The following is a 21170-nucleotide window of genomic DNA, read 5'->3' as shown; positions in this document are numbered from 1 at the left end:
CGCTTACGGTTCTGAGCACGCTGCGGGCGGCACACCTTCACGGGTGTGCCGCCCGTTCGCATGCGCGCCCATGCACGTGGCCATACTGGGCAGGAGCGCATCCGAGGACGCGCAGCCGACGAGGAACGAGGTCGAGTGGTGGCGGAACCGGGCGGTCCCGATGACCAGAAGCCCCAGTCCGACGAGGCGCGCAGCGCCTTCTCCCAGCCCGCGGGGGTGGGCAGGCCGGCACCGGCGTCCGAAGACGACCACCCGACGTCGGAGTTCGCCCTTCCGTCGGGTCTGACCCCCGAGCCGCAGAGTCCGGGCACGGGTTCGGGCTCGGGCACAGGTTCCGCTTCCGCGGCCGGAGCCGACTCGGGCGGCTCCGCCTTCGCCCTGCCGAGCACCTACGACGCCCGGAACTCGCCGCCCGCCTTCACCCCCGCGCACGGCATTCCGATGATCCGGCTGACCAAGGAAGCCCCCTGGCAGGACCGGATGCGCACGATGCTGCGGATGCCGGTCGCCGACCGCCCGGCGCCGGAGCCGGTGCAGAAGCACGACGACGCGGGCCCGGCGGTGCCGCGCGTGCTCGACCTGACGCTGCGTATCGGGGAGCTGCTGCTCGCCGGCGGCGAGGGCGCCGAGGACGTCGAGGCGGCGATGTTCGCCGTGACCCGCAGCTACGGGCTCGACCGCTGCGAGCCGACCGTCACCTTCACGCTGCTGTCCATCTCGCACCAGCCGTCGCTGGTGGAGGACCCGGTGACGGCGAGCCGTACGGTACGCCGCCGGGGCACCGACTACACCCGGCTGGCGGCCGTCTTCCGGCTCATCGACGACATCACCACCGTGGAGGGCGAGGTCTCCCTGGAGGAGGCCTACCGGCGTCTCGCGGAGATCCGCAGGAACCGTCACCCGTACCCGGGCTGGGTGCTCACACTGGCCGCGGGCGGGCTGGCGGGCGCCGCGTCGGTGCTGGTCGGCGGTGGTCCGCTGGTGTTCCTGATCGCGGCGCTCGGCGCGATGCTCGGCGACCGGCTGGCCTGGCTGTGTGCCGGGCGCGGGCTGCCGGAGTTCTACCAGTTCGTGGTGGCGGCGATGCCGCCCGCCGCGATGGGTGTGGCGCTGACCCTCACCCACTGGTCGGACGTACGGCCGTCGGCGGTGATCACCGGTGGGCTGTTCGCGCTGCTGCCGGGGCGGGCCCTGGTCGCGGGTGTGCAGGACGGCCTGACCGGCTACTACATCACCGCCTCCGCCCGGCTGCTGGAGGTCATGTACTTCTTCATCGCGATCGTCGCCGGGGTGCTGCTGGCCCTCTACGGGGGGCTACAGCTGGGTGCCGAGCTGGACCCGGAGGCGCGGCTCATCTCCCACGACCGGCCGGTGGTGCAGATCCTGGCGTCGATGGTGCTGACCCTGGCCTTCGCGATCCTGCTCCAGCAGGAACGGTCCACGGTGCTGGCGGTGACCCTCAACGGCGGCGTGGCCTGGGTCATCTACGGGGCGATGGCCCGGACGGGCAACCTCTCCGCGGTCGCGGCCACCGCCGCGGCGGCTGGGCTCGTCGGGCTGTTCGGGCAGTTGTTCTCGCGCTACCGCTACACCTCGTCGCTGCCGTTCATCACGGCCGCGATCGGTCCGCTGCTGCCCGGCTCGGCCACGTACTTCGGTCTGCTGGGTGTCGCGCAGAACGAGCTGGACCGGGGGCTCGCCTCGCTGTCGACCGCGGTGGCGACGGCGCTGGCCATCGCGATCGGGGTGAACCTGGGAAGCGAGATCTCCCGGCTGTTCATGCGGGTGCCGGGCGCGGTCGGCGGCGCGAACCGCCGCGCGGCCAAGCGGACGCGCGGCTTCTGACGCGAGGCCCCGCGCCCCTTGCGGGCGCCGGGGTCAGCGCTTGGCGTGGCGGCCGCCGCGGCGGCCCGCCGCCGAGCCGCCACCGGCGGGCGGGTCCTGGTCCTCGCGCTCGCCCGCCGCCGCTTCCTTCTTCGCCTTGCCGCGGGCGCGCAGGAACTCGATGCCGATCGGCACGACCGAGATCAGCACGATCAGGACCAGCATCGCCTCGATGTTCTTGTGCACGAACTCGATCTGGCCGAGGCCCGCGCCCAGCAGCGTCACTCCGACGCCCCAGAGGACCCCGCCGATGATGTTGAACGTGATGAACGAGCGGTAGTTCATCCGGCTGACACCGGCGATGATCGGCGTGAACGTCCGCACGATGGGCACGAAGCGGGCCAGGATCAGCGACTTCGGCCCGTACTTCTCGAAGAACTCGTGGGCCTTCTCGACGTTCTCCTGCTTGAAGAGGCGGGAGTCCGGCCGGTTGAAGAGCGAGGGGCCGACCTTGCGGCCGAAGAGGTAGCCCACCTGGTCGCCGATGATCGCCGCCAGGGCGACCAGGACGCAGACCAGCCACAGCGGGGTGTCCAGCTTGCCCGTCGTCACCAGCAGACCCGTGGTGAACAGGAGCGAGTCGCCGGGCAGGAAGAACCCGATCAGCAGCCCGGACTCGGCGAAGACGATGACCAGCACGCCGATCAGCCCGAACTGCCCGATCAGATGGTCCGGGTCCAGCCAGCTGGGTCCGAGCGCAAGCGTATTCAAGGGTCCGGGCTCCAGGATGTGGTCGATGGCGCGGCTGCGTGGCCGCCCAAAGCTATCAACGCCGCGGACCCCCTCCCGGTTCCAGCGGCCCCTGTGGAGATGCACACCGGGTGAACCGGGACAAAAATCGTGCTCAGGAGGTGCCATCCCATGGGCATTGATGATTACGGCGGCGGCCAGGCGGCACAGTCGGATGTGCTGGTCGTCACCACCAATGACGTACCCGGCTATCAGGTGACCCAGGTCATCGGTGAGGTGTTCGGCCTGACCGTGCGCTCCCGCCACCTCGGCAGCCAGATCGGCGCCGGGCTGAAGTCCATGATCGGCGGCGAGCTGAAGGGACTGACCAAGACGCTCGTCGAGACCCGCAACCAGGCCATGGAACGGCTGGTCGAGCAGGCGAAGGCGCGCGGCGCCAACGCGGTGCTGATGATGCGGTTCGACGTGACCGAGGCGGCCGACGTGGGCACGGAGGTCTGTGCGTACGGAACCGCGGCGGTGATCAGCCGGAGCTGAGCGCGCCGTCGTGGGGGCGGGACGGCCCGCCCCCACGACCGCCGGGACAGCTGGGGCGTGTTCTGAAAGTCCCGCCTGCCCGGCGCCACGCCCGCCGTGGCACCTAGGGCCTCTCACCCCGCCGCTCCGCGTTCGCGTCGATCGCGTCGCGCAGGTGCTCGGCCAGGCCCGGCCGCATCGACTCGTAGAACGCCTTGAACTGCGGATCGGCGACGTACATCTCGCCGAGCCCCCGGTGGATCTCGGTCGTGCACTCGTAGAACCAGGTCGTGATGTGGAGCCGGTGCTCCTCGGCGAGGTCCATCGCCCGTACGCCGCCGGCCGGCTCACCCTCCGCCATGAGGGCGTCGTAGCGCTCGCCCCAGGAGGCGACCTCGGCGTGCATCCGCTGCCAGTCCTCCTTGGTGTAGCGGGCGGTCCTGCGCTGCGACTCGGCGTAGGTGCCGGTGCCGCCCCAGCGGCGCTCCGCCTCGTCCGCGTAGCGCTCCGGGTCCTTGTCCCCGAAGACCTCGAACTTCTCCTCGGGCGTGAGGTTGATGCCCATCTTCCGTGCCTCCATGGCTGTCTCGACGGCGGTGGCCATGCGCTGCAGTTCGGCGATCCGGTGCGACAGCAGCTCGTGCCGGCGGCGCAGGTGCTCCTGCGGGTCCGCGTCCGGGTCGTCGAGCAGCGCCGCGATCTCGTCGAGCGGGAAGCCGAGCTCCCGGTAGAACAGGATCTGCTGCAGCCGGTCGAGGTCGGCGTCGCTGTAACGCCGGTGGCCCGCGTGGCTGCGCCCGCCGGGCGAGAGCAGCCCGATGCCGTCGTAGTGGTGCAGGGTGCGCACCGTGACTCCGGCGTATCCGGCGACCTGTCCCACGGAGTGCTCCATGGCGCCCCGCTCCTTCCCTGTGTGGGTACGTGTCCGAGCCTCGGCCCTGACGTGACGTGAGGTGCAAGTCCGAAATGCCGCGAGCACTGCACCATTTGACCGGTTATAGGTCTTTTGCATGGCTATGGTGAGCCGATGGCCACCGATTCGACCGTCTCCGCCGGACCGGCCCCCGCGCGCCGGCTCCTGCTGCTCCTGCTGCCCTCCCTGGCCGTCGGCGTGGTCGCGGCGCTCGTCCTGCTCGGCATCAGTGTGCTCGCCGAGCAGTTGCAGGACGTGCTCTGGGGGACGCTGCCCGACGCCCTGTCGATCGGCCGGTACTCCTCGCTGTGGATGATCGTGATGCTCACCGCGATCGGCCTGGTGACCGGACTGGCCGTCCGGGCGGTGCCCGGCCGGGCCGGTCCCGACCCGGCGACCACCGGGCTCGTCGATCCGCCACTGCCGCCAGGGGTGGTTCCGGGGCTGCTCCTGGTGACGGTCCTGGCGCTGGCGGGCGGGGTCAGCCTGGGGCCGGAGAATCCGATCACCGCGGCCAACATCGCGCTGGCCTACTGGGCGGGCCGCCGGTTCGCACCGGACGCCCCGGCCGAGCTGTGGATCTCGCTCGCCGCCGCGGGCACCATCGGCGCGCTGTTCGGCACCCCGGTCGCCGCCGCCCTGATCCTCTCCGAGACGCTCGCCTCGCGCCCCGGACCCGGCGCGCTCTGGGACCGGCTCTTCGGGCCGCTCGCGGCCGGGGCCGCGGGGGCGCTCACCATGACCCTGGCCGCCCACCCCAGCTTCGACCTCTCGCTGCCCGAGTACCCCGGGGCCCAGTGGGGCGACCTGCTCTCGGCCACCGTGATCGCCTCCGCGGGAGCGGTGCTGGGACTGGCGGCGGTCTACGCCTTCCCGCACGTGCACCGCGTCTTCCGCACCCTGGGGCACCCGGTCCTGGCCATGACCGCGGGCGGACTGCTGCTGGGCCTGCTCGGGGCGCTCGGTGGGCATCTCACCCTGTTCAAGGGCCTGGACGAGGTGAAGGTGCTCGCCGGCGACCCGGACGGCTGGTCGGCCGCCGGTTTCGGCGGCATGGCGGTGGTGAAGACCGCGGCCCTGCTCATCGCGGCGGCCTGCGGCTTCCGGGGCGGCCGGATCTTCCCCGCGGTGTTCGCCGGCGTCGCGCTCGGCCTGTGCGCCCACGCCCTGGTCGACGCCGTCCCGGTATCACTCGCGGTGACCTGCGGGGTGCTCGGCGTCCTGCTCGCCATCACCCGGCAGGGCTGGCTGAGCCTGTTCACGGCCGCGGTACTGGCCTCCGACATGGCGCTGCTCCCCCTGCTGTGCGTCGCCACCCTGCCGGCCTGGCTGCTGGTCACCGGACGGCCGCTGATGCAGCTGCGCGAGGACGGTACGCCGCTGCGCTGAGCCGCCCGGCGCGCCGGACCCACCCACTGTCCGTATCGTCGGAATTCGTCCGCACCGTCGGATTCATCCGGCCTCGCCGATGAGAGCCGAGAAGGGCAGGTCTGCGATGCCGCTCCACAAGGGCTCCGCACACTCCACCGAACCGTCCGACGAACGGCGCAGGCTCGCGCTCAACCCGTTCTTCGGGGAGGCCGACCCGACCGCCGGGATGGAGTCCGCACCGCCCCGGCACAAGCTGCCGGACGGACCGCTGCCGCCCGCCACCGCCTACGGCCTCGTCCATGACGAGCTGATGCTCGACGGCAACTCCCGGCTCAACCTCGCCACCTTCGTCACCACCTGGATGGAGCCCCAGGCCGGTGTGCTGATGGGCGAGTGCCGCGACAAGAACATGATCGACAAGGACGAGTACCCGCGCACCGCCGAACTGGAACGGCGCTGTGTGGCGATGCTCGCCGACCTGTGGAACGCCCCCGACCCCGCCACGGCCGTCGGCTGTTCGACGACCGGGTCCAGCGAGGCCTGCATGCTGGCCGCACTGGCGCTCAAGCGCCGCTGGGCGGCCAGGAACGCCGACCGCTATCCGGCGACCGCCCGGCCCAATCTGGTCATGGGCATCAACGTGCAGGTCTGCTGGGACAAGTTCTGCACCTTCTGGGAGGTCGAGCCGCGTCTCGTCCCGATGGACGGCGACCGCTTCCACCTCGACCCGCAGGCCGCCGCCGACCTCTGCGACGAGAACACCATCGGCGTCGTCGGCATCCTCGGCTCCACCTTCGACGGCAGCTACGAGCCCATCGCCGAGCTCTGCGCGGCCCTCGACGCGCTCCAGGAGCGCACCGGCCTCGACATCCCCGTCCACGTCGACGGAGCGTCGGGCGCGATGGTGGCACCCTTCCTGGACGAGGACCTGGTGTGGGACTTCCGGCTCCCCCGGGTCGCCTCGATCAACACCTCCGGGCACAAGTACGGCCTGGTCTACCCGGGTGTCGGCTGGGCGCTGTGGCGCTCGCCCGCCGAACTGCCCGAGGAGCTCGTCTTCCGGGTGAACTACCTGGGCGGCGACATGCCGACCTTCGCGCTCAACTTCTCCCGGCCGGGCGCCCAGGTCGTCGCGCAGTACTACACCTTCCTGCGGCTGGGCCGGGAGGGATACCGGGCCGTGCAGCAGGCGTCCCGGGACGTGGCCATGGGGCTGGCGCGGAAGATCGAGGAGCTGGGCGACTTCCGTCTGCTCACCCGGGGCGACCAGCTGCCGGTCTTCGCGCTGACCACGAGGCCGGAGGTGACCGCGTACGACGTCTTCGACGTGTCGCGCCGGCTGCGCGAGCGCGGCTGGCTGGTGCCCGCGTACACCTTCCCGGCCGACCGGGAGGACCTCTCCGTCCTCCGGATCGTGTGCCGCAACGGCTTCTCCTCCGACCTGGCGGAACTGCTGCTGGAGGACCTGCGGCTGCTCCTGCCCGAACTGCGCGCCCAGTCACACCCGTTGAGCGCCGAGCACGCACCGGCGACCTCGTTCCACCACTGAGGGCGGTCAGCGTCCGTCGTCGGCGGAGCCGGTCGCGTACGGGTTCTCCTCGCCCTCGGCCAGCACGCCGACGAACGGATCGCCCTCACCGGCGAAGGTGTAGGCCCCGCCCTCGATGCGGTCGATCAGCCCCCGGGTCCACTGCGCACCGGAGTCCGCCGAGTGCACCCACATGTTCATGATCTCGCCGATGTGCCCGATGGACCCGGGTCCCGCCTCGGGTGTGTAGTACTCGGTGACCGAGCGCCGCCACCGGGCGAGGCCGGCCACCCGCTCCTTGAGGAGGGCCACCGCCTCGGCCCGCTCCAGGTCGACGATCCCGCCGAGCCCCGCGGACAGCATGTCGAGCCTCTGGTCGTACGAGGTCAGCGCCGCGCGCAGCAGCGTGAAGTACTCCTCGTCGCCCTGTTCGGTGATCTCGTACTCGGTGCGCGGCGGGCCGCCCACCGTGCTCGGGGCGACCTCGTGGGCGAGCAGGACGCCCTGCTTCGCCATCTGCTTCAGTGCGTGGTAGATCGAGCCCGGCTTGGCGTTGGACCACTCGTGCGCGCCCCAGTACTCCAGGTCGTTGCGGATCTGATAGCCGTGCGCCCGGCCGTGCTGACGCACCGCGCAGAGGACCAGCAACCGGATCGCCGACATACCGCCCACCTCTCTACTCAACTTTGACGAGAGTAGCGGTGCCGTGATCGGGAGCGGGGCAGGGATCCGGGGTCAGAGCGGGAAGTGGCTCCGGCCGTGCTGGATCGAGATCCACTTCTGGGTGGTGAAGGCCTCGACGGTCGCCTCGCCGTTCAGCCGGCCGGTGCCGGAGGCCTTCTCGCCGCCGAACGCGACCAGCGGATCGTCCTGGACGGTGGCGTCGTTGACGTGGAACATCCCGCTGTCGATCCGCTGCGCGAAGCGCACCCCGCGCTCGGCGTCGGCGGTGTGCACCGCGCCGCTGAGCCCGTAGGGGCTGTCGTCGGCGATCCGTACGGCCTCCTCCTCGCCGTCGAACGGGATCAGCAGCGCCACCGGGCCGAAGATCTCCTGGGAGAGCAGCGGGGAGCCGTCCGGCAGGCCGGTGAGGACGGTGGGTTCGACGAGGTTGCCCCGGGTGCGACCGCGGACCAGCGCGGTGGCGCCCTCGGCGAGCGCCTGGTCGACGAGGGCGGTCAGCGCGTCGGCCTGGAAGGTGTTGATGACCGGGCCGATCTGGGTCTCCGGATCGCGCGGGTCGCCGGTCTTGAGCGCGGCCACCCGGGCGGTGAACTTCTCGGTGAACGCGCCGGCCACGGCACGGTCCACCAGGATCCGGTTGGCGGCCATGCAGACCTGGCCCTGATAGACGAAGCGGCTGAAGACGGCGGAGTCGACGGCGTAGTCGATGTCCGCGTCGTCGAGCACCACCAGGGCGCTGTTGCCGCTGAGTTCGAGAATGGTGCGCTTGAAGAGCGCGCCCGCCGTGGCGGCGACATGGCGGCCCACCCGGTCCGATCCGGCGAACGAGATCACCTTGGGCACGGGGTGCTCGATGAACGCGTCGCCTATCTCCGCGATGTCGGTGACGACGACGTTGAGCAGTCCGGCCGGCAGCCCGGCCGCCTCGAAGATCCGGGCGATCAGCCCGCCGCCGGTCACCGGGGCGTTCTGGTTGGGCTTGACGACGACCGCGTTGCCGAGCGCCAGGGCCGGCGCGACGGACTTCATCGTCACCAGGAAGGGGAAGTTGAAGGGGCTGATGACCCCGATGACCCCGACCGGCAGCCGGTAGAGGCGGTTCTCCTTGCCGTCCACCGGGGAGGGCAGGATGCGGCCCTCGGGGTGCAGTGCCTGGTGCGCGGCCTCGCGCAGGAAGGCCTGGGCCGCCGCCAGTTCGTACCGCGCCTTGGCGCGCGTACCGCCCAGTTCGTCGATGACCGCCTCGACGATGTCCTCGGCGAGCTCCTCGGTGATCCGCACCGCCCGCTCCAGCACCGCGCGGCGCTCGTACGGAGTCGCGGCGGCCCAGTCCCGCTGTGCGCGCTCGGCGGCGCGGTAGGCGCGGTCCACTTCGCAGGCCGTGGCGACGGTGATGGCGGCGAGCTTTTCGCCGTTGTAGGGATTGAAATCGATGATGTCCCACGAGCCCGTGCCGGTGCACCATTCACCGTCGATGTACTGGGCGGCCAGCTCGTGGAAGAAGGACATGCGATCCCTTAACTCAGGTGCAGACTCCTGGCGGAACGTCATCGTACTGAAATATCAGGAGAGTTGGAGAAGACCGCGGAGGAGATCCCGGCTCTCCTCGGGGCCCGGGCTCTCCGCGTGGAGCCGCACCATCGCCTTTTCGTACTGGGCGACTTCCTCGGCCTTGTCCAGATAGAGCGCACTTGTCAGCTGCTCCAAATAGACAATGTCCGACAGATCGGATTCCGGGAATCGCAGCATCGTAAAGGCGCCGCTCTCGCCCGCGTGGCCGCCGAAACTGAAGGGCATCACCTGGAGCGTGATGTTCGGCTGTTCCGACATTTCGATCAGATGCCGCAATTGGGTGCGCATCACTTCGCGCCCGCCGTACGGGCGGCGCAGCGCCGCCTCGTCGAGCACGGCGTGGAAGCGGGGGGCCCGCTCCGAGACGAGGGCCTTCTGCCGCTCCAGCCGCAGGGCGACCCGGCGGTCGATCTCGGCGGCGGGGGCGCCGCGCATGCCCCGGGAGACGACCGCGTGCGCATAGTCCTCGGTCTGCAACAGACCGTGCACGAACTGGACTTCGTAGATCCGGATGAGCGAGGCCGCACCCTCCAGGCCGATGTACGTCTGGAACCAGCCGGGCAGTACGTCCCCGAAACTGTGCCACCAGCCCGCCACGTTGGCCTCACGGGCCAGGCCGAGCAGGGAGTCGCGCTCCGCCTCGTCCGTGACTCCGTAGAGCGTGAGCAGGTCCTCGACATCCCTGGCCTTGAAGCTCACCCGTCCCAACTCCATGCGGCTGATCTTCGATTCGGAAGCCCGGATGGAGTAGCCGGCCGCCTCACGGGTGATACCTCGTGAGTCCCGCAGCCGCCTGAGCTGTGAGCCCAGAAGGATGCGCCGCACCACGGATCCGCTCGACTCGCCTGCCGCCACCGGTCCAACCCTCCCCATCGCTTCCTGCGGGCATCGGGGTCCCCCCGGAACCCCAAGTGCCGGATTCTGCCATCAAAACGCTTCAGCCCGTACTCATTCGATTACGGAAATGAGAAGACTTCCCGGCGACCCGAAAACTCCGCACGGGAAGAAATGAGCAAGAACCGGCACGGGATCGGACAGGTCAGGCGCGTGCACGTGCATCTGCCCTTGCATCTGCTCTGCGCATTCGGAACCATGGAGCTCGCGCACCTGCGTGCTCGTTCGTGTTGTGCCGCTGTACGCGTGTACCCGCAGTACCGATACAGCCGCGAATCCCGGGAGTGCTTCGCATGGGGACGAATGGATCGACGATGCTCGAGCCGTTACGGCAGGGGCTTCCCCCCATCGATCCCTCCGACGTCTCCGGATCGGCCACCTGCTCCCTGCCGCCCCGCTACGAGGCCGTGGGCGGGGCCAGGCAGTTCACCCGGGCGACCCTGAGCGGCTGGGGTCTCAGCGAGCGCTTCGACGACGTCGCACTCGTCGTCTCCGAACTCGTCACCAACGCCCTGCGGCACGCGCTGCCCGCCGACACCCCGCGCGAACCCCAGGACCCGCCCGTACGGCTGCACTTGATGCGCTGGACCTCGCGGCTGGTGTGCGCGGTGCGCGATCCCAGCCAGGAGAGCCCGGTCGCGTCGGAGGCCCCGGACTCGGCCGAGTCGGGCCGCGGTCTGTTCCTGGTGGAGTCCTTCAGCGACTGCTGGGGCTGGCACCCTTCACCCGTACTGAGTACGGAGAGTGCCGCCGGCGGACCGGCGCCGCGCGGAAAGGTCGTCTGGGCGCTCTTCCGGCTGTCCGACCCGGTGTGACACACGAGTTGACGCGACGGCTGACGCGGACCGGCGCACGGACCGGATCACGCGCGGACGCACGGGTGGAGAAGTGACGCACCGGCAGGAGGCGCTCAGGCCTCGGCTATGAGGTGGTCGAACTCCCCGTCCTTCACACCCAGCAGCAGGGCCTCTATCTCCGCGGGCGTATAGACGAGCGCCGGCCCGTCGGGGTGACGCGAATTGCGCATCGCCACATCTCCTCCGGGCAGCTTCGCGAACTCCACGCAGGATCCCTGTGAGTTGCTGTGTCTGCTCTTCTGCCAGACGACTCCGCGAAGCTCTGTGGCCGCCATGCCGTTGTACACGTGGTGCACAGGACGCTCCCCGAGTTGCAAGGTGCAAGTGTCAACTGTCTCGGATCATAGCTGTGTTCAATTTCCCGCGCATGAGCGGATGCACCGGCAGATGCACGTGCACGCGGGGTGTTCCCTCGGTTACTCATTCCCCCGGAGGAGAAGACGGGCGAAGGCGCTGTTCGGCTCCCGATTCCGGGAGTTGACCGTTCCTCACCGGATGCGACTCACTGGTAGCTTGAACGGTCATTCGTCATCCAGGGGGAATTCGGCATGTACAAACTCGCACGTACCGGTGCACTCGTCGCCACCGGCCTGCTGACCGCTCTCGCCCTCACCGGGTGCGGCAGCGACGGCGACAAGGACGGCGCGGACAAGAGCTCCGGCCCCACCGCGACCCCGGCGCCCGGCGGCAGCGCCGACTCCGGCTCCGGATCGGGCGGCGGCGACAGCGGCTCCACCGGTGATCTCAAGGCGCTGGAGGGCGCCTGGGCCGGGCAGACCGGCGGCAAGGCCGTGGTGCTGTCCGTCGCATCCGGGAAGGCCGTCGTCGTCGCCGAGTCCCATGTCTGCTCGGGCACCGCCAAGGACATGGGAGGCAAGCCGATGCTGGCACTCACCTGTGCCGACGGCGACAAGGACCGGACCATGGGAGCCATCGAGTCCAACGACGGCAAGACCGTCGTCGTCTCGTGGGACGGCGGCACCAAGGACACGCTCGCCAAGACGGACGCCGACTCGCTGGAGGGGCTGCCCGACCTGCCGACCCCGTAAGGCGGGCCCGCTGTTCCGTCCGTCCGACGGGCCCTAAGGGCTGTCGGACGGGCGGGGCTGCGAGGACCGTGGACCGCTGTCCAGGCCGTCGGAGAACTCCTCCAGGGCCTGGAGCAGCAGATCGGCCCCGTTCCGCACGACGGGGTCCGTCCCCCCGCCGGGCTCCCGGTCCGCCTCGTCCCACCGCTCCAGCGCCTCCCGGACCGCCTCCCAGTCCGGCACCCGCCGCTCCCGCACCGCCTTCGCGCCCTGTTCGGTGGCCCGGCGCAGCGCCTCGGCCAGCGGGGCGGCCGCCGGTACGGGCGTGGCGCCGGTCTCCGGGAGGTGCGCCTCCATCAGCATCGCCACCCGGCCGAGCTGGGCGAGCGCGTGCTGGGTGGCGTCGGCGGTCGCGTGCGACAGGCCGCGGTGGCGGACCGGTTCGAGCTGGGCGGTGGCGACCGCCTCCTGCCAGGCGACGCGGGCGTTGCGGGTGGCGAGCAGGGCCTGGCGGACGTCGTCGTGGCCGCGGTCGGCCGGGTCGGCGTACTGGTCGACGACCGAGGCCGCGTACCGCCCGTCCTCCTTCAGCCAGTCGCCGAGCCGGCCGCGCAGCCGCGGGGTCTCCCACGCCGGGTAGACGGCGTACGAGATCATCGCGAGGAGCCCGCCGACGAGGGTGAGGAGCACCCGTTCGAACACGGTCTGCGAGAGGTCGTCGCCTGCCATCCCGAGCAGGAAGACCACGTACCCGGCGACGCAGGCCTGGCCGACGGCGTAACCGGTGCGCATCAGCAGGTACATCAGCAGCGCGCAGCCCACGGCGAGCACCGCGGACGGGCCGGTGCCCGGCTGGGCCGTCTGGACGATCGCGCTGGCCACGAAGACCCCGACGACGGTGCCGCCGAAGCGCGCCACGGAGCGTGAGTAGGTCTGGGAGAACTCCGGCCGCATCACCATGACGGCCGCCATCGGCACCCAGTAGCCGTGGCCGTACGGCAGGGCCAGGCCCAGCAGATAGCCGACGGCGGCGACGACGGAGACCCGGATCGCGTGCCGCAGGATCGGGGAGCCGTGGTGCAGTTCGCGGCGCATCGAGCCGGCCACGACCGGGACCAGCCGCATCAGGGTGGGCCGCCGGTGGTGCTCGGCGGTGACCCGGCCGGTGCGGCCGGCCTCGATGGCGTCGGCGGCCTCCTCGGCCCCGGCCCGCTCCTCCTTCGTGCCGTCGCCCTCGGCCGCCTCGATGACGTCGGAGAGCAGGGCGGCCAGCCGGTCGGCGGCGCGGAGCGGGGGGCCGGTGAGCAGTGCGCCGGTGTCGGGGGTCTTCAGCGCGGCGACGGCGGGCGCGGGGAGCCGCACCGGGTCGCCGTGGCGGATGGCCCGCGCGGCCGCGTCGAGCAGGGAGCCGGCGGCGGCCAGGAGCTCACGGACCCGGTCGCGCTCCGGCCCCTCGGCCGGCACGCCCATCGCGGGGTCGGCGAGCGAGGCGAGCACCGGCCGGATCCGCTCGGCGACCCCGCGTGATCCGTGCAGTTCGGCCGGGCGGCGGCGGGCCTGGCGCGCGGTGACGGCGGCGGCCCTGCGGGCCTCCATCAGGGGGACCGGGTCGAACTGGGCGACCGGGTCGTGGCGCAGCCTGCGGGCGTAGTCGGCCTCGGCGGCGAGCGCGTCGGCCAGGGCGTCGCGCTGGGCACCCCATCTGCGGACGGGGAACAGCACGATCAGCGCGGCCTGGACCACCCCTCCGAACATGATCATCACGCCGTGCAGGGCCGCCGCCGCGACGGAGGTGGGCAGCGTGACCGTCACCAGCATGATCGCGACGTTGGACGCGGCGATGATGCCGCCCGTGGGACCCGCCGCCCAGGCCAGCCCGGCGAGGAAGGTCCAGAGCACCAGCAGGGCCATGAAGAGCGGGAGGTGGGAGCCGGTGACATAGCCGAGGAACGTGGACATGCCGAGGCTGAAGCCGGAGACCAGGGCGAGTACGGGCCGGGGGCGCCAGCTGCGCTGGAAGGTGGCGATCGCCGCCTGGTACGCGCCGAACGCGGAGCTGGCCGCGACCACCGGCCCGAAGAGGGCGAGGCTCACCCCGATCACCAGGGCGAGACCGGCCGCGCCGCGAACGGCGATCAGCGGTTCGAGACGCGTCCTCTCGATCGTCAGCCCCGAGCGGGCGGTCTCCCTCAGCGCCCGGAGCCAGCTCATGCCCAGAGCCTAACCGGATTTACCGATATGCCCGAGTTGTCGGGCGCGCTCGGGCGGTACGGGACGGAGCGGCGGGCGGATCTCGTCCGGCTTCGGGCGGTACCGAGCAGGACCGCAACCGGACCTGTCCGACACCGGGCGGAACCGAGCACGACCACAACCGGACCTCTCCGGCACCGGGCGGTACGGACAGGCTCCCCCAGCCGGCCGCACGCCTCAGCCGGGGATCTCCGGCGTGTTCCCCGGTCCCCTCCCGCCCATCCGCGCCCGGTCGGCCGCCGCCGTCCCATGGGTCCAGCCGTCCAGGTCGGTGGCGCCGCGGACCCGGGTGCTCGTGGTCTCGGGGAACATCTTCTCGGCGGTGTCCGTGACCGCCACGTCCCGGGCGGCCAGCACCGGCAGCAGTCCCGCGCCGGTCCCGGCGGACGGCGTGCCGGCGGTGGCCCCCTCGGCGTCGGCCTCGGCGGTGGCACGGGCGGTGCCGTCGGCCAGCCTGCGGCCGAGCCGCTGCGCGTAGGCCATCAGGAACGACTGCCGGAAGGTCTTGGTCCGTTTGCGGCCGCCCGCCCGCTGGCCCGCTTCGGCCCGGGTCATCGCGGCCGTGCCCTGCACCAGCAAGGAGGTGTGGAGCAGTTCCACCGCCTCCAGGTCCGCCTCGAAGCCGACGACCGTGGAGAAGCCGAGGTCGCTGTTCCACACGGCCCGGCAGCGGTTCGCGGAGGCGATGGCGTCGAGCAGGATCGCCTTGGCCGTCTCGTACGGGGCGTCCACGCCGATCCGGCAGGCGCCCGGCACGCTGCCGCTGTGCGTACGGGCGGCGAGCAGCGCCTCGTCGATGCTGTGCCGGGCCATCAGCTCCTGCGCCTTGGTGGTGAGCGCCTCCGCCTCCTCGGGAAATCCGGTCGCCTCGGCCTTGGCCAGCAGGGCACGGATCCGGGTGAGCATGCGCGGTTCGTCGGGCGCGGGCGGCAGGTGCAGGGTGTCGCGCATCGCGCCGGGCGGCGGCCCGACCGGTTCGACGGCGGGCAGCCGGAGCAGCAGCCGGTAGAGCCCCAGCAGCGCGGAGGCGTACGAGAAGCGGTCGGGCCGGCCGGCCGGCGGCGGGGCGGGCAGCTCGTCCAGCTGGGCCTGCCAGCGGGGCGGCAGCACCTCGTAGCGGCGGACCTCCGCACGGACCAGCCCGGCGGCCAGGCCGGCCGCGTGCTCGTCGCGTTCGCGGCGGACGATGCGCAGGAGGTCGGCCGGCAGCCAGCCCCGGTCCCAGGCGCGCCGGACGAACTCCTCGCCGCGGCGCGCCAGCTCCGCGTCGGAGTCGGGGTCGGCGGCGAGGAGGGACGCGCCGGTGTCGAGACCGGCGTCGCCGTCCGAGTAAAGGGCCGCCGCGAATGCCTGGTCGATCACCGGTTCCATGGGGTCAGGGTAGGCAGGGCCGGCTCACCGGAATTCATCCACACCCTGTGGACAACTTTCACCGAACAGTCGGACCCTGCACAGATCCGCCCCGGAACCGGCTCCCGCCCGCCGTCGACGCCCCCGGCCACCGACCGTCAGCCCCGTGTCACGGCAGCAGGACGATCTTGCCGCGCACGTGCCCCGCCTCGCTCAGTTCCTGGGCCCGGGCCGCGTCGTTGAGCGGGAGGGCTTCGGCGACGGGCACTCTCAGCGCGCCCTCGGCCGCGAGCCGGGCGTGCTCGGCCAGCCGCTCCCGGGACCGGGAGCCGCCGCCGGAGAAGGCCACCCCGTGCTTGGCCGCGTCCGGGTCGGCGATGGTGACGATCCGGTCCGTGGTGCCGCCACGCAGTTCGATGGAGTCCGGCAGGGCGCCGCGCCCCGCCGCGTCGAAGACCGCGTCCACACCCTGGGGAGCGATCTCGCGCACCCGGCCGACGAGCCCGTCGCCGTACTCCACCGGGGTGGCGCCGATCACCCGCAGGTAGTCGTGGTTGCCCGCGGACGCGGTACCGATCACGGTGGCGCCGCGGGCCGCCGCCAGCTGGACCGCGGCCGATCCGACGGCTCCGGCCGCCCCGTGCAGCAGCAGCGTGTCGCCCTCGGCCACGGCGAGCTCGTCGAGGACGCGCTGGGCGGTGTTGGTCGCGATGGTCAGGGCGGCCGCGTCCGGCCAGCTCAGATCCGCGGGCTTGGGGGCCACGAGCGACGCGTCGGCCAGGGCGTACTCGGCGTACGACCCGGTGGCGCTCCAGCCCAGCACCTCGTCGCCCACCGCCACATCGGTGACCCCTGCGCCGGTCACGTCGACCACCCCGGCGAACTCGACGCCCGGAACCGCCGGGAGCGACGTCGGGAACACGTCCTCCATCCAGCCGCGCCGGATCTTGTAGTCCATCGGGTTGACCGCGGCGGCCCGGACCTTCACCCGCACCTGCCCGGGACCGGGGTGCGGGTCCTCGACGCGGGCCGGATGCAGCACCTCGGGCCCGCCGAACTCCTCGAAAACGATCGCTTCCATCGTGTCGTCTGCCTCCTCGGTGGGATGAGCCGAACCTGATCCTTTCAGCCGACGCCCCCACGCGCCCGGCGCTGCGCTGTCAGTGCCGGGTGCCAGACTCGGCCATATGACCGAACGCTGGGCGGTGGCCGTCACGGAGAGCGGTGGCGCGCGCCTCGCCCCGCTGGACCCCACCGGCCTGCCCACGGCCCCGGCCGTGACCGAGCCGGACCTGGTCGAAGCCGTCCGCTCAAGGCCCGGAGTCACCCGCTGGGTGTGGCGTTCGACCGCCGAGATCTACCCCCGGCTGCTGGCCGCCGGAGTGCCCGTCGCGCGCTGTTACGACGTCGAGGTCGCCGAGTCCCTCCTGCTGGGACACGCGGGCCGGCTCGGCGAGCCCCGCTCCGCCGCGGCCGCGCACGCCCGGCTGCGCCACGCCCCGGTGCCGGCCGACCCGCCGCCGCGCTCCGCCGTCCCGGGCTCCCAGTCCTCCCTGTTCGAGCCGACGTCCGGGACGGAGCTGCCCTTCGATGCCCTGCTCCAGGTGTACGCGGACCAGCTCGCCCGGCACGACACCACGGAACACCCCGGCCGGATGAGGCTGCTGACGGCCGCCGAGTCCGCCGGCATGCTGGTCGCCACGGAGATGAACCGCTCGGGTCTGCCCTGGCGGGCCGACGTCCACCGGGAGCTGCTGCACGACCTCCTGGGCGAGAGGTACGCGGGCGGCGGCGAGCCGCGGAGGCTGGCCGAGCTGGCGGACGAGGTGTCGGCCGCGTTCGGCCGCAGGGTGCGCCCGGACCTCCCCGCCGATGTGGTGAAGGCCTTCGCGCAGGCGGGCATCAAGGTGCGGTCGACCCGCCGCTGGGAGCTGGAGGAGCTGGACCATCCGGCGGTGGAGCCGCTCATCCGGTACAAGAAGCTGTACCGGATCTGGACAGCGCACGGCTGGAGCTGGCTCCAGGACTGGGTCCGCGACGGCCGCTTCCGCCCCGAGTACCAGCCGGGCGGCACGGTCAGCGGCCGCTGGACGACCAACGGCGGCGGGGCACTGCAGATCCCCAAGGTGATCCGGCAGGCGGTGGTCGCCGACGAGGGCTGGCGCCTCGTCGTCGCGGACGCCGACCAGATGGAGCCGCGGGTGCTGGCCGCGATCTCCCGCGACCGGGGCCTGATGGAGGTGGCCGGACACGACGGCGACCTCTACACCGCGCTGTCCGACCGCGCGTTCCACGGCGACCGCGACCACGCCAAGATCGCGCTGCTCGGTGCCGTCTACGGCCAGACCTCGGGGGACGGCCTGAAGAATCTCGCCGCCCTGCGCCGGAGGTTCCCGCACGCGGTGGCCTATGTCGACGACGCCGCGAAGGCGGGCGAGGAGGGCCGTCTCGTACGGACCTGGCTGGGCCGCACCAGCCCGCCCGCGGCCGGCAGCGGGGACGACGGAGAGGCGGGCATCCCGCAGGAGAGCGACGTGCCGCCGGCCGACGGCTCCGCACCGGCGGACGGCCGGTTCAACCCGGGCTACGGCTACGCCTCGTCCGACGCCCGTGCGCGCGGCCGCTTCACCCGCAACTTCGTGGTGCAGGGCAGCGCCGCCGACTGGGCACTGCTGCTCCTGGCCGCGCTGCGCCAGTCGATCGCGGCGGCCGGGCTCCGGGCCGAGCTGGTCTTCTTCCAGCACGACGAGGTGATCGTGCACTGCCCCCGGGAGGAGGCCGGGACCGTCGTGGAGGCGATCCGGGCGGCCGGTGAACTGGCCGGGCGGACCGCCTTCGGCGATACACCGGTGCGCTTCCCGTTCACCACGGCGGTGGTGGAGCGGTACGCGGACGCGAAGTGACCCGGCGCCCATGCCGCCGGACGGCTGAACGGCCTTGCGGTTGAACGGCCTCGCGGCGGCACGGCGGAGGACGGGAAGGGCCCGGGCCGGAAGACCTCCGGCCCGGGCCGGCGCGACGCGTGCCCCGGGAAGAGAGCCCGGGGCACGCGGGCGCGGCGGTGGTGCCCCGCCGGTCTGCCCGTCTACCCGCGCTCCCACAGCGCGGGGACGTTCGGCGGCTCCCAGCCGGTCAGGGCGGTGTGAGCCTGCAGACAGCGGTAGCCGACCCCGCCGTACGTGACGCGGTCGCCCGCGTTGTAGGACGCCCCGGGTGCCCAGCCGCCGCCCGGACCGGGCGGGTCCGTCGGGCCGGTGGGCGGATCGGTCGGGTCCGTCGGGTCCTGGGCGACGTCGAGGACGAAGTCGAACGTCCCCTCCTTCCCGGAGCCCACGGACCGGACGTTCATCAGGAGCGCCGGGTCGTAGAGAGTGTCGGTGTTGTTGCGCGGTTCGCCGGGGAAGTACAGCTGCGTGGTGAGGATGCCCGAGCCGGGCGCCTGGGCCTTCACATGGATGTGCCGGGTGCGCCCGGGGTACAGCCCCGCCACGACGGTGGTGAGGCTGAAGGCCCCGGACGCGTCGGTGAACTGGTGGCCGCGGAAGGCGTATCCGCTCATGTCGTACGCACCGTTGGTGTCGGCCTGCCAGAAGTCCAGGAGCACGCCCGGGACGGGCCGGCACTCCCGGCCGAAGACATAGCCGCTGACCGTGAGCGGGACCCCGGGGGTTCCGGCGGTCACCAGGCTGCTGCGCAGCGGGGAGTTGGGCTTGAAGTACGGCCCCTCCATCTGGTCGTGCGTGGGGCCGTCGCCGTCGTCGCAGTCCGGCGTCGGGGCGAGCGGCGCCCCGGTGGAACCGGCATCGCGGGCCAGCGCGACCCCGCCCCCGGCGAGCAGCGGGGCGGCGGAGGCGACGAGGGCGGCCTTGAGGAGGGTCTTGCGGCTGATCCGCCGGCCTGCGGCGGACGGGCCGGCGGCGGAACGGTCGCCGTCGGCGCCGTCGGCCGGGCCGGGGTTCGGGACGGGAGTCATGGCTGATTCCTCTGGGTGGTGGGGGAAGGCACGTGCGGGTGCGAGGGGCCGGGGGCCGAGGTCGGGGCTCGGCCCCCGGACCCGTTCCGCCGTCTCCGGAGGGGTTCGGCCGGGCTGCCCGTGTTACACGGACTGCCAGAGCGCCGGGACGTTCGGCGGCGTCCAGCCGGGCTGCGCCTGGTGCCCCTGGAGGCAGCGGTAACGGCCGGAGCCGTACGTCACGACGTCACCGGCCGTGTACGTCGTCCCGGCGGCCCAGCTGCCGCCCGGCTCGGTCGGCGGGTCCGTCGGCGGATCGGTCGGGGTGCCGCTGGTGACCAGGGTGAGTCCGTACGCCTGGAGCGCGGGGTTCACCGGCTGGAAGTACGTCGTGCCCCCCTGGGAGCAGTTGCCGGAGCCGCCGGAGGTGACGCCCTGGGCCTGGCTGCCGGAGACGAACGAGCCGCCGGAGTCGCCCGGTTCGGCGCACACGTTGGTGCGGGTCACCCCGGAGACGGTGCCCTCCTGGTAGGTGACGCTGCTGTTGCGCTGCTGGACCGTGCCGCAGTGCCAGCCGGTCGTCGAGCCGGAGCGGCAGACCGACGAACCCTCCAGCGCCTCGGTGGAACCGGTGACCGTCACATCGCCGTTGCCGTACCCGTTCACCAGCGGGCGCGGGGTCCAGCCGGTGTTCGTGGCGACCCAGGAGTAGTCGCGGCCGGGGAAGGTGGAGCCCTGGAAGGAGCCCTGGGCCTGCTGGTTGTAGCCGCTGGTGCTGACACCGGGGGTGCCGCAGTGCCCGGCGCTGACGAAGCCGCTCTGGGTGCCGCGCCTGACGGGGAAGCCGATGGAGCAGCGCCCGGAGCCGTTCATGTAGTACGCGTCCCCGCCGCGCAGATCCGCGAACGTGCGCGGTTGCCCGGCGGACTGAGTGACCGTCACCAGATCGCGTGCGACACCGGCGGCGGCGAGGAAGGTGTCGGCGGCGGAGCTCCGGCCGGCCTGGACGACGACCCGGTTGGTGCGGACGTCGACGTACCAGGCGGGCACGTCCTCCGGCGCCTTGCGCAGCGCCACCCGGTCGAGGGCGGCCTTGGCGGAGGTCAGTTCGGCCAGGCTGTGGCCGACGACGACGGCCCGGGCGCCCGCCTCGGTGATCCGGCCGGTGTCAGCGGCGTCGGTCGTGGCGACGGTCAGCTCCGCCGTCCCGGCGCCCACCGTGGCGCCGGCGAATCCGGTGCCGAGCGAGTCGCGCAGCCCGGCGGCCACGGCGGCCGCGCGGGACTCGTTGCCGATCCGTTTCCGCGCCTGGGCCTCCGTGAGGCCGAGGTCGCGCTGCATGGCCTTCAGCAGGCCGGGCGAGAGGTGGTCCGCCCCGGCGGCGGGGACGCGGGGGGAGGGGTCGGCGGATGCGGTGCCGGTCAGCCCGGCGAGCGCGAGCACGCCGACGGCCACGGTGGCGGTACACGCGGCCAGTACACGTCTGCGGAGCATGGATCTCTCCACGGAACTCTCCTTGACTTCGGGGGAATTGCCGCCAACGTAGCCGCGTACACGTCAGCTCCAGGAGATCCCGTCCGCCCCATCGCATCACGTTATGGGGCAGTCCTGACCGGCCGCGATGCGGCGAAACACGCGCGTACGACCTCCCCGCGCACAGCCCGCCCGAGTAGGTTCCTCT

The 21170-nt window shown here is 72.4% G+C and carries 18 protein-coding genes; 7 read left to right on the top strand and 11 right to left on the bottom strand.

What is annotated here, in order from left to right:
- Window positions 1-135 precede the first annotated feature (135 nt).
- Entirely contained in the window at window positions 136-1845 is a 1710-nt protein-coding gene (locus OG521_22125) for a threonine/serine exporter family protein (protein WUW23333.1), read from the top strand.
- A gap of 33 nt (window positions 1846-1878) precedes the next feature.
- Here the strand turns inward: OG521_22125 and OG521_22120 are convergent, their stop codons facing one another.
- Complete coding sequence (locus tag OG521_22120; GenBank protein ID WUW23332.1) at window positions 1879-2595, bottom strand: VTT domain-containing protein; 717 nt, start codon at window positions 2593-2595, stop codon at window positions 1879-1881.
- A 150-nt stretch (window positions 2596-2745) separates the two neighbouring features.
- On the opposite strand from OG521_22120, the gene OG521_22115 reads away from it, so the two are divergent.
- On the top strand, window positions 2746-3111 hold the full coding sequence (locus tag OG521_22115; protein WUW23331.1) for a YbjQ family protein: 366 nt from the start codon (window positions 2746-2748) through the stop codon (window positions 3109-3111).
- Window positions 3112-3214: 103 nt separating this feature from the next.
- On the opposite strand, the gene OG521_22110 is transcribed toward OG521_22115, so the two are convergent.
- Window positions 3215-3982, bottom strand: coding sequence for a MerR family transcriptional regulator (locus OG521_22110; protein WUW23330.1), 768 nt, complete (start codon window positions 3980-3982; stop codon window positions 3215-3217).
- 135 nt (window positions 3983-4117) lie between these two features.
- On the opposite strand from OG521_22110, the gene OG521_22105 reads away from it, so the two are divergent.
- Complete coding sequence (locus tag OG521_22105) at window positions 4118-5392, top strand: ion channel protein (GenBank protein WUW23329.1); 1275 nt, start codon at window positions 4118-4120, stop codon at window positions 5390-5392.
- Window positions 5393-5498: 106 nt separating this feature from the next.
- A complete protein-coding gene (locus OG521_22100; protein ID WUW23328.1) occupies window positions 5499-6923 on the top strand; it encodes a glutamate decarboxylase in 1425 nt (474 codons plus the stop codon).
- A gap of 6 nt (window positions 6924-6929) precedes the next feature.
- Here OG521_22100 and OG521_22095 read toward each other — a convergent pair whose 3' ends face one another.
- From OG521_22095 to OG521_22085, 3 genes are all read right to left on the bottom strand, one after another.
- Complete coding sequence (locus tag OG521_22095; GenBank protein ID WUW23327.1) at window positions 6930-7565, bottom strand: PadR family transcriptional regulator; 636 nt, start codon at window positions 7563-7565, stop codon at window positions 6930-6932.
- 72 nt (window positions 7566-7637) lie between these two features.
- Window positions 7638-9095 (bottom strand): aldehyde dehydrogenase family protein, encoded by a 1458-nt coding sequence (locus tag OG521_22090; protein WUW23326.1) that lies wholly within the window; start codon window positions 9093-9095, stop codon window positions 7638-7640.
- 54 nt (window positions 9096-9149) lie between these two features.
- Window positions 9150-10031 carry a helix-turn-helix domain-containing protein gene (locus OG521_22085; GenBank protein WUW23325.1) on the bottom strand — a complete coding sequence of 294 codons (882 nt, stop codon included), beginning with the start codon at window positions 10029-10031 and terminating at the stop codon, window positions 9150-9152.
- Window positions 10032-10366: 335 nt separating this feature from the next.
- On the opposite strand from OG521_22085, the gene OG521_22080 reads away from it, so the two are divergent.
- Complete coding sequence (locus OG521_22080; GenBank protein ID WUW23324.1) at window positions 10367-10867, top strand: ATP-binding protein; 501 nt, start codon at window positions 10367-10369, stop codon at window positions 10865-10867.
- Between the two features lie 95 nt (window positions 10868-10962).
- On the opposite strand, the gene OG521_22075 is transcribed toward OG521_22080, so the two are convergent.
- Window positions 10963-11205, bottom strand: coding sequence for a DUF397 domain-containing protein (locus OG521_22075; protein ID WUW23323.1), 243 nt, complete (start codon window positions 11203-11205; stop codon window positions 10963-10965).
- A gap of 252 nt (window positions 11206-11457) precedes the next feature.
- Here OG521_22075 and OG521_22070 point away from each other — a divergent pair, with 252 nt between their 5' ends.
- On the top strand, window positions 11458-11958 hold the full coding sequence (locus OG521_22070; protein ID WUW23322.1) for a hypothetical protein: 501 nt from the start codon (window positions 11458-11460) through the stop codon (window positions 11956-11958).
- Between the two features lie 33 nt (window positions 11959-11991).
- Here the strand turns inward: OG521_22070 and OG521_22065 are convergent, their stop codons facing one another.
- From OG521_22065 to OG521_22055, 3 genes are all read right to left on the bottom strand, one after another.
- On the bottom strand, window positions 11992-14148 hold the full coding sequence (locus tag OG521_22065; GenBank protein WUW23321.1) for an FUSC family protein: 2157 nt from the start codon (window positions 14146-14148) through the stop codon (window positions 11992-11994).
- 216 nt (window positions 14149-14364) lie between these two features.
- On the bottom strand, window positions 14365-15558 hold the full coding sequence (locus OG521_22060; GenBank protein WUW23320.1) for a DUF2786 domain-containing protein: 1194 nt from the start codon (window positions 15556-15558) through the stop codon (window positions 14365-14367).
- A gap of 148 nt (window positions 15559-15706) precedes the next feature.
- On the bottom strand, window positions 15707-16618 hold the full coding sequence (locus tag OG521_22055; protein WUW23319.1) for an NADP-dependent oxidoreductase: 912 nt from the start codon (window positions 16616-16618) through the stop codon (window positions 15707-15709).
- A 106-nt stretch (window positions 16619-16724) separates the two neighbouring features.
- On the opposite strand from OG521_22055, the gene OG521_22050 reads away from it, so the two are divergent.
- Window positions 16725-18440, top strand: a complete 1716-nt coding sequence (locus tag OG521_22050; protein ID WUW23318.1) for a bifunctional 3'-5' exonuclease/DNA polymerase — start codon at window positions 16725-16727, stop codon at window positions 18438-18440.
- A 182-nt stretch (window positions 18441-18622) separates the two neighbouring features.
- On the opposite strand, the gene OG521_22045 is transcribed toward OG521_22050, so the two are convergent.
- Together OG521_22045 and OG521_22040 are read right to left on the bottom strand one after the other, a co-directional pair.
- The gene (locus OG521_22045) at window positions 18623-19510 is read right to left on the bottom strand and encodes a dioxygenase (protein ID WUW23317.1); all 888 of its coding nucleotides are present in this window, start codon (window positions 19508-19510) and stop codon (window positions 18623-18625) included.
- A gap of 123 nt (window positions 19511-19633) precedes the next feature.
- Entirely contained in the window at window positions 19634-20983 is a 1350-nt protein-coding gene (locus OG521_22040) for an alpha-lytic protease prodomain-containing protein (GenBank protein ID WUW23316.1), read from the bottom strand.
- Window positions 20984-21170: the final 187 nt, after the last annotated feature.

It is taken from the genome of Streptomyces sp. NBC_01463, from assembly GCA_036227345.1.
Lineage (GTDB): Bacteria > Actinomycetota > Actinomycetes > Streptomycetales > Streptomycetaceae > Streptomyces.
This window is presented reverse-complemented; position numbering and strand designations above follow the sequence as displayed.

What these genes read in the sequence shown, in the direction of transcription:
- OG521_22115 (WUW23331.1), top strand. Translation starts at nt 2,746, where the DNA reads ATGGGCATTGATGATTACGGCGGCGGCCAGGCGGCACAGTCGGATGTG.
- OG521_22110 (WUW23330.1), bottom strand. Translation starts at nt 3,982, where the DNA reads ATGGAGCACTCCGTGGGACAGGTCGCCGGATACGCCGGAGTCACGGTG.
- OG521_22105 (WUW23329.1), top strand. Translation starts at nt 4,118, where the DNA reads ATGGCCACCGATTCGACCGTCTCCGCCGGACCGGCCCCCGCGCGCCGG.
- OG521_22100 (WUW23328.1), top strand. Translation starts at nt 5,499, where the DNA reads ATGCCGCTCCACAAGGGCTCCGCACACTCCACCGAACCGTCCGACGAA.
- OG521_22095 (WUW23327.1), bottom strand. Translation starts at nt 7,565, where the DNA reads ATGTCGGCGATCCGGTTGCTGGTCCTCTGCGCGGTGCGTCAGCACGGC.
- OG521_22090 (WUW23326.1), bottom strand. Translation starts at nt 9,095, where the DNA reads ATGTCCTTCTTCCACGAGCTGGCCGCCCAGTACATCGACGGTGAATGG.
- OG521_22085 (WUW23325.1), bottom strand. Translation starts at nt 10,031, where the DNA reads ATGGGGAGGGTTGGACCGGTGGCGGCAGGCGAGTCGAGCGGATCCGTG.
- OG521_22080 (WUW23324.1), top strand. Translation starts at nt 10,367, where the DNA reads ATGCTCGAGCCGTTACGGCAGGGGCTTCCCCCCATCGATCCCTCCGAC.
- OG521_22070 (WUW23322.1), top strand. Translation starts at nt 11,458, where the DNA reads ATGTACAAACTCGCACGTACCGGTGCACTCGTCGCCACCGGCCTGCTG.
- OG521_22065 (WUW23321.1), bottom strand. Translation starts at nt 14,148, where the DNA reads ATGAGCTGGCTCCGGGCGCTGAGGGAGACCGCCCGCTCGGGGCTGACG.
- OG521_22060 (WUW23320.1), bottom strand. Translation starts at nt 15,558, where the DNA reads ATGGAACCGGTGATCGACCAGGCATTCGCGGCGGCCCTTTACTCGGAC.
- OG521_22055 (WUW23319.1), bottom strand. Translation starts at nt 16,618, where the DNA reads ATGGAAGCGATCGTTTTCGAGGAGTTCGGCGGGCCCGAGGTGCTGCAT.
- OG521_22050 (WUW23318.1), top strand. Translation starts at nt 16,725, where the DNA reads ATGACCGAACGCTGGGCGGTGGCCGTCACGGAGAGCGGTGGCGCGCGC.
- OG521_22045 (WUW23317.1), bottom strand. Translation starts at nt 19,510, where the DNA reads ATGACTCCCGTCCCGAACCCCGGCCCGGCCGACGGCGCCGACGGCGAC.
- OG521_22040 (WUW23316.1), bottom strand. Translation starts at nt 20,983, where the DNA reads ATGCTCCGCAGACGTGTACTGGCCGCGTGTACCGCCACCGTGGCCGTC.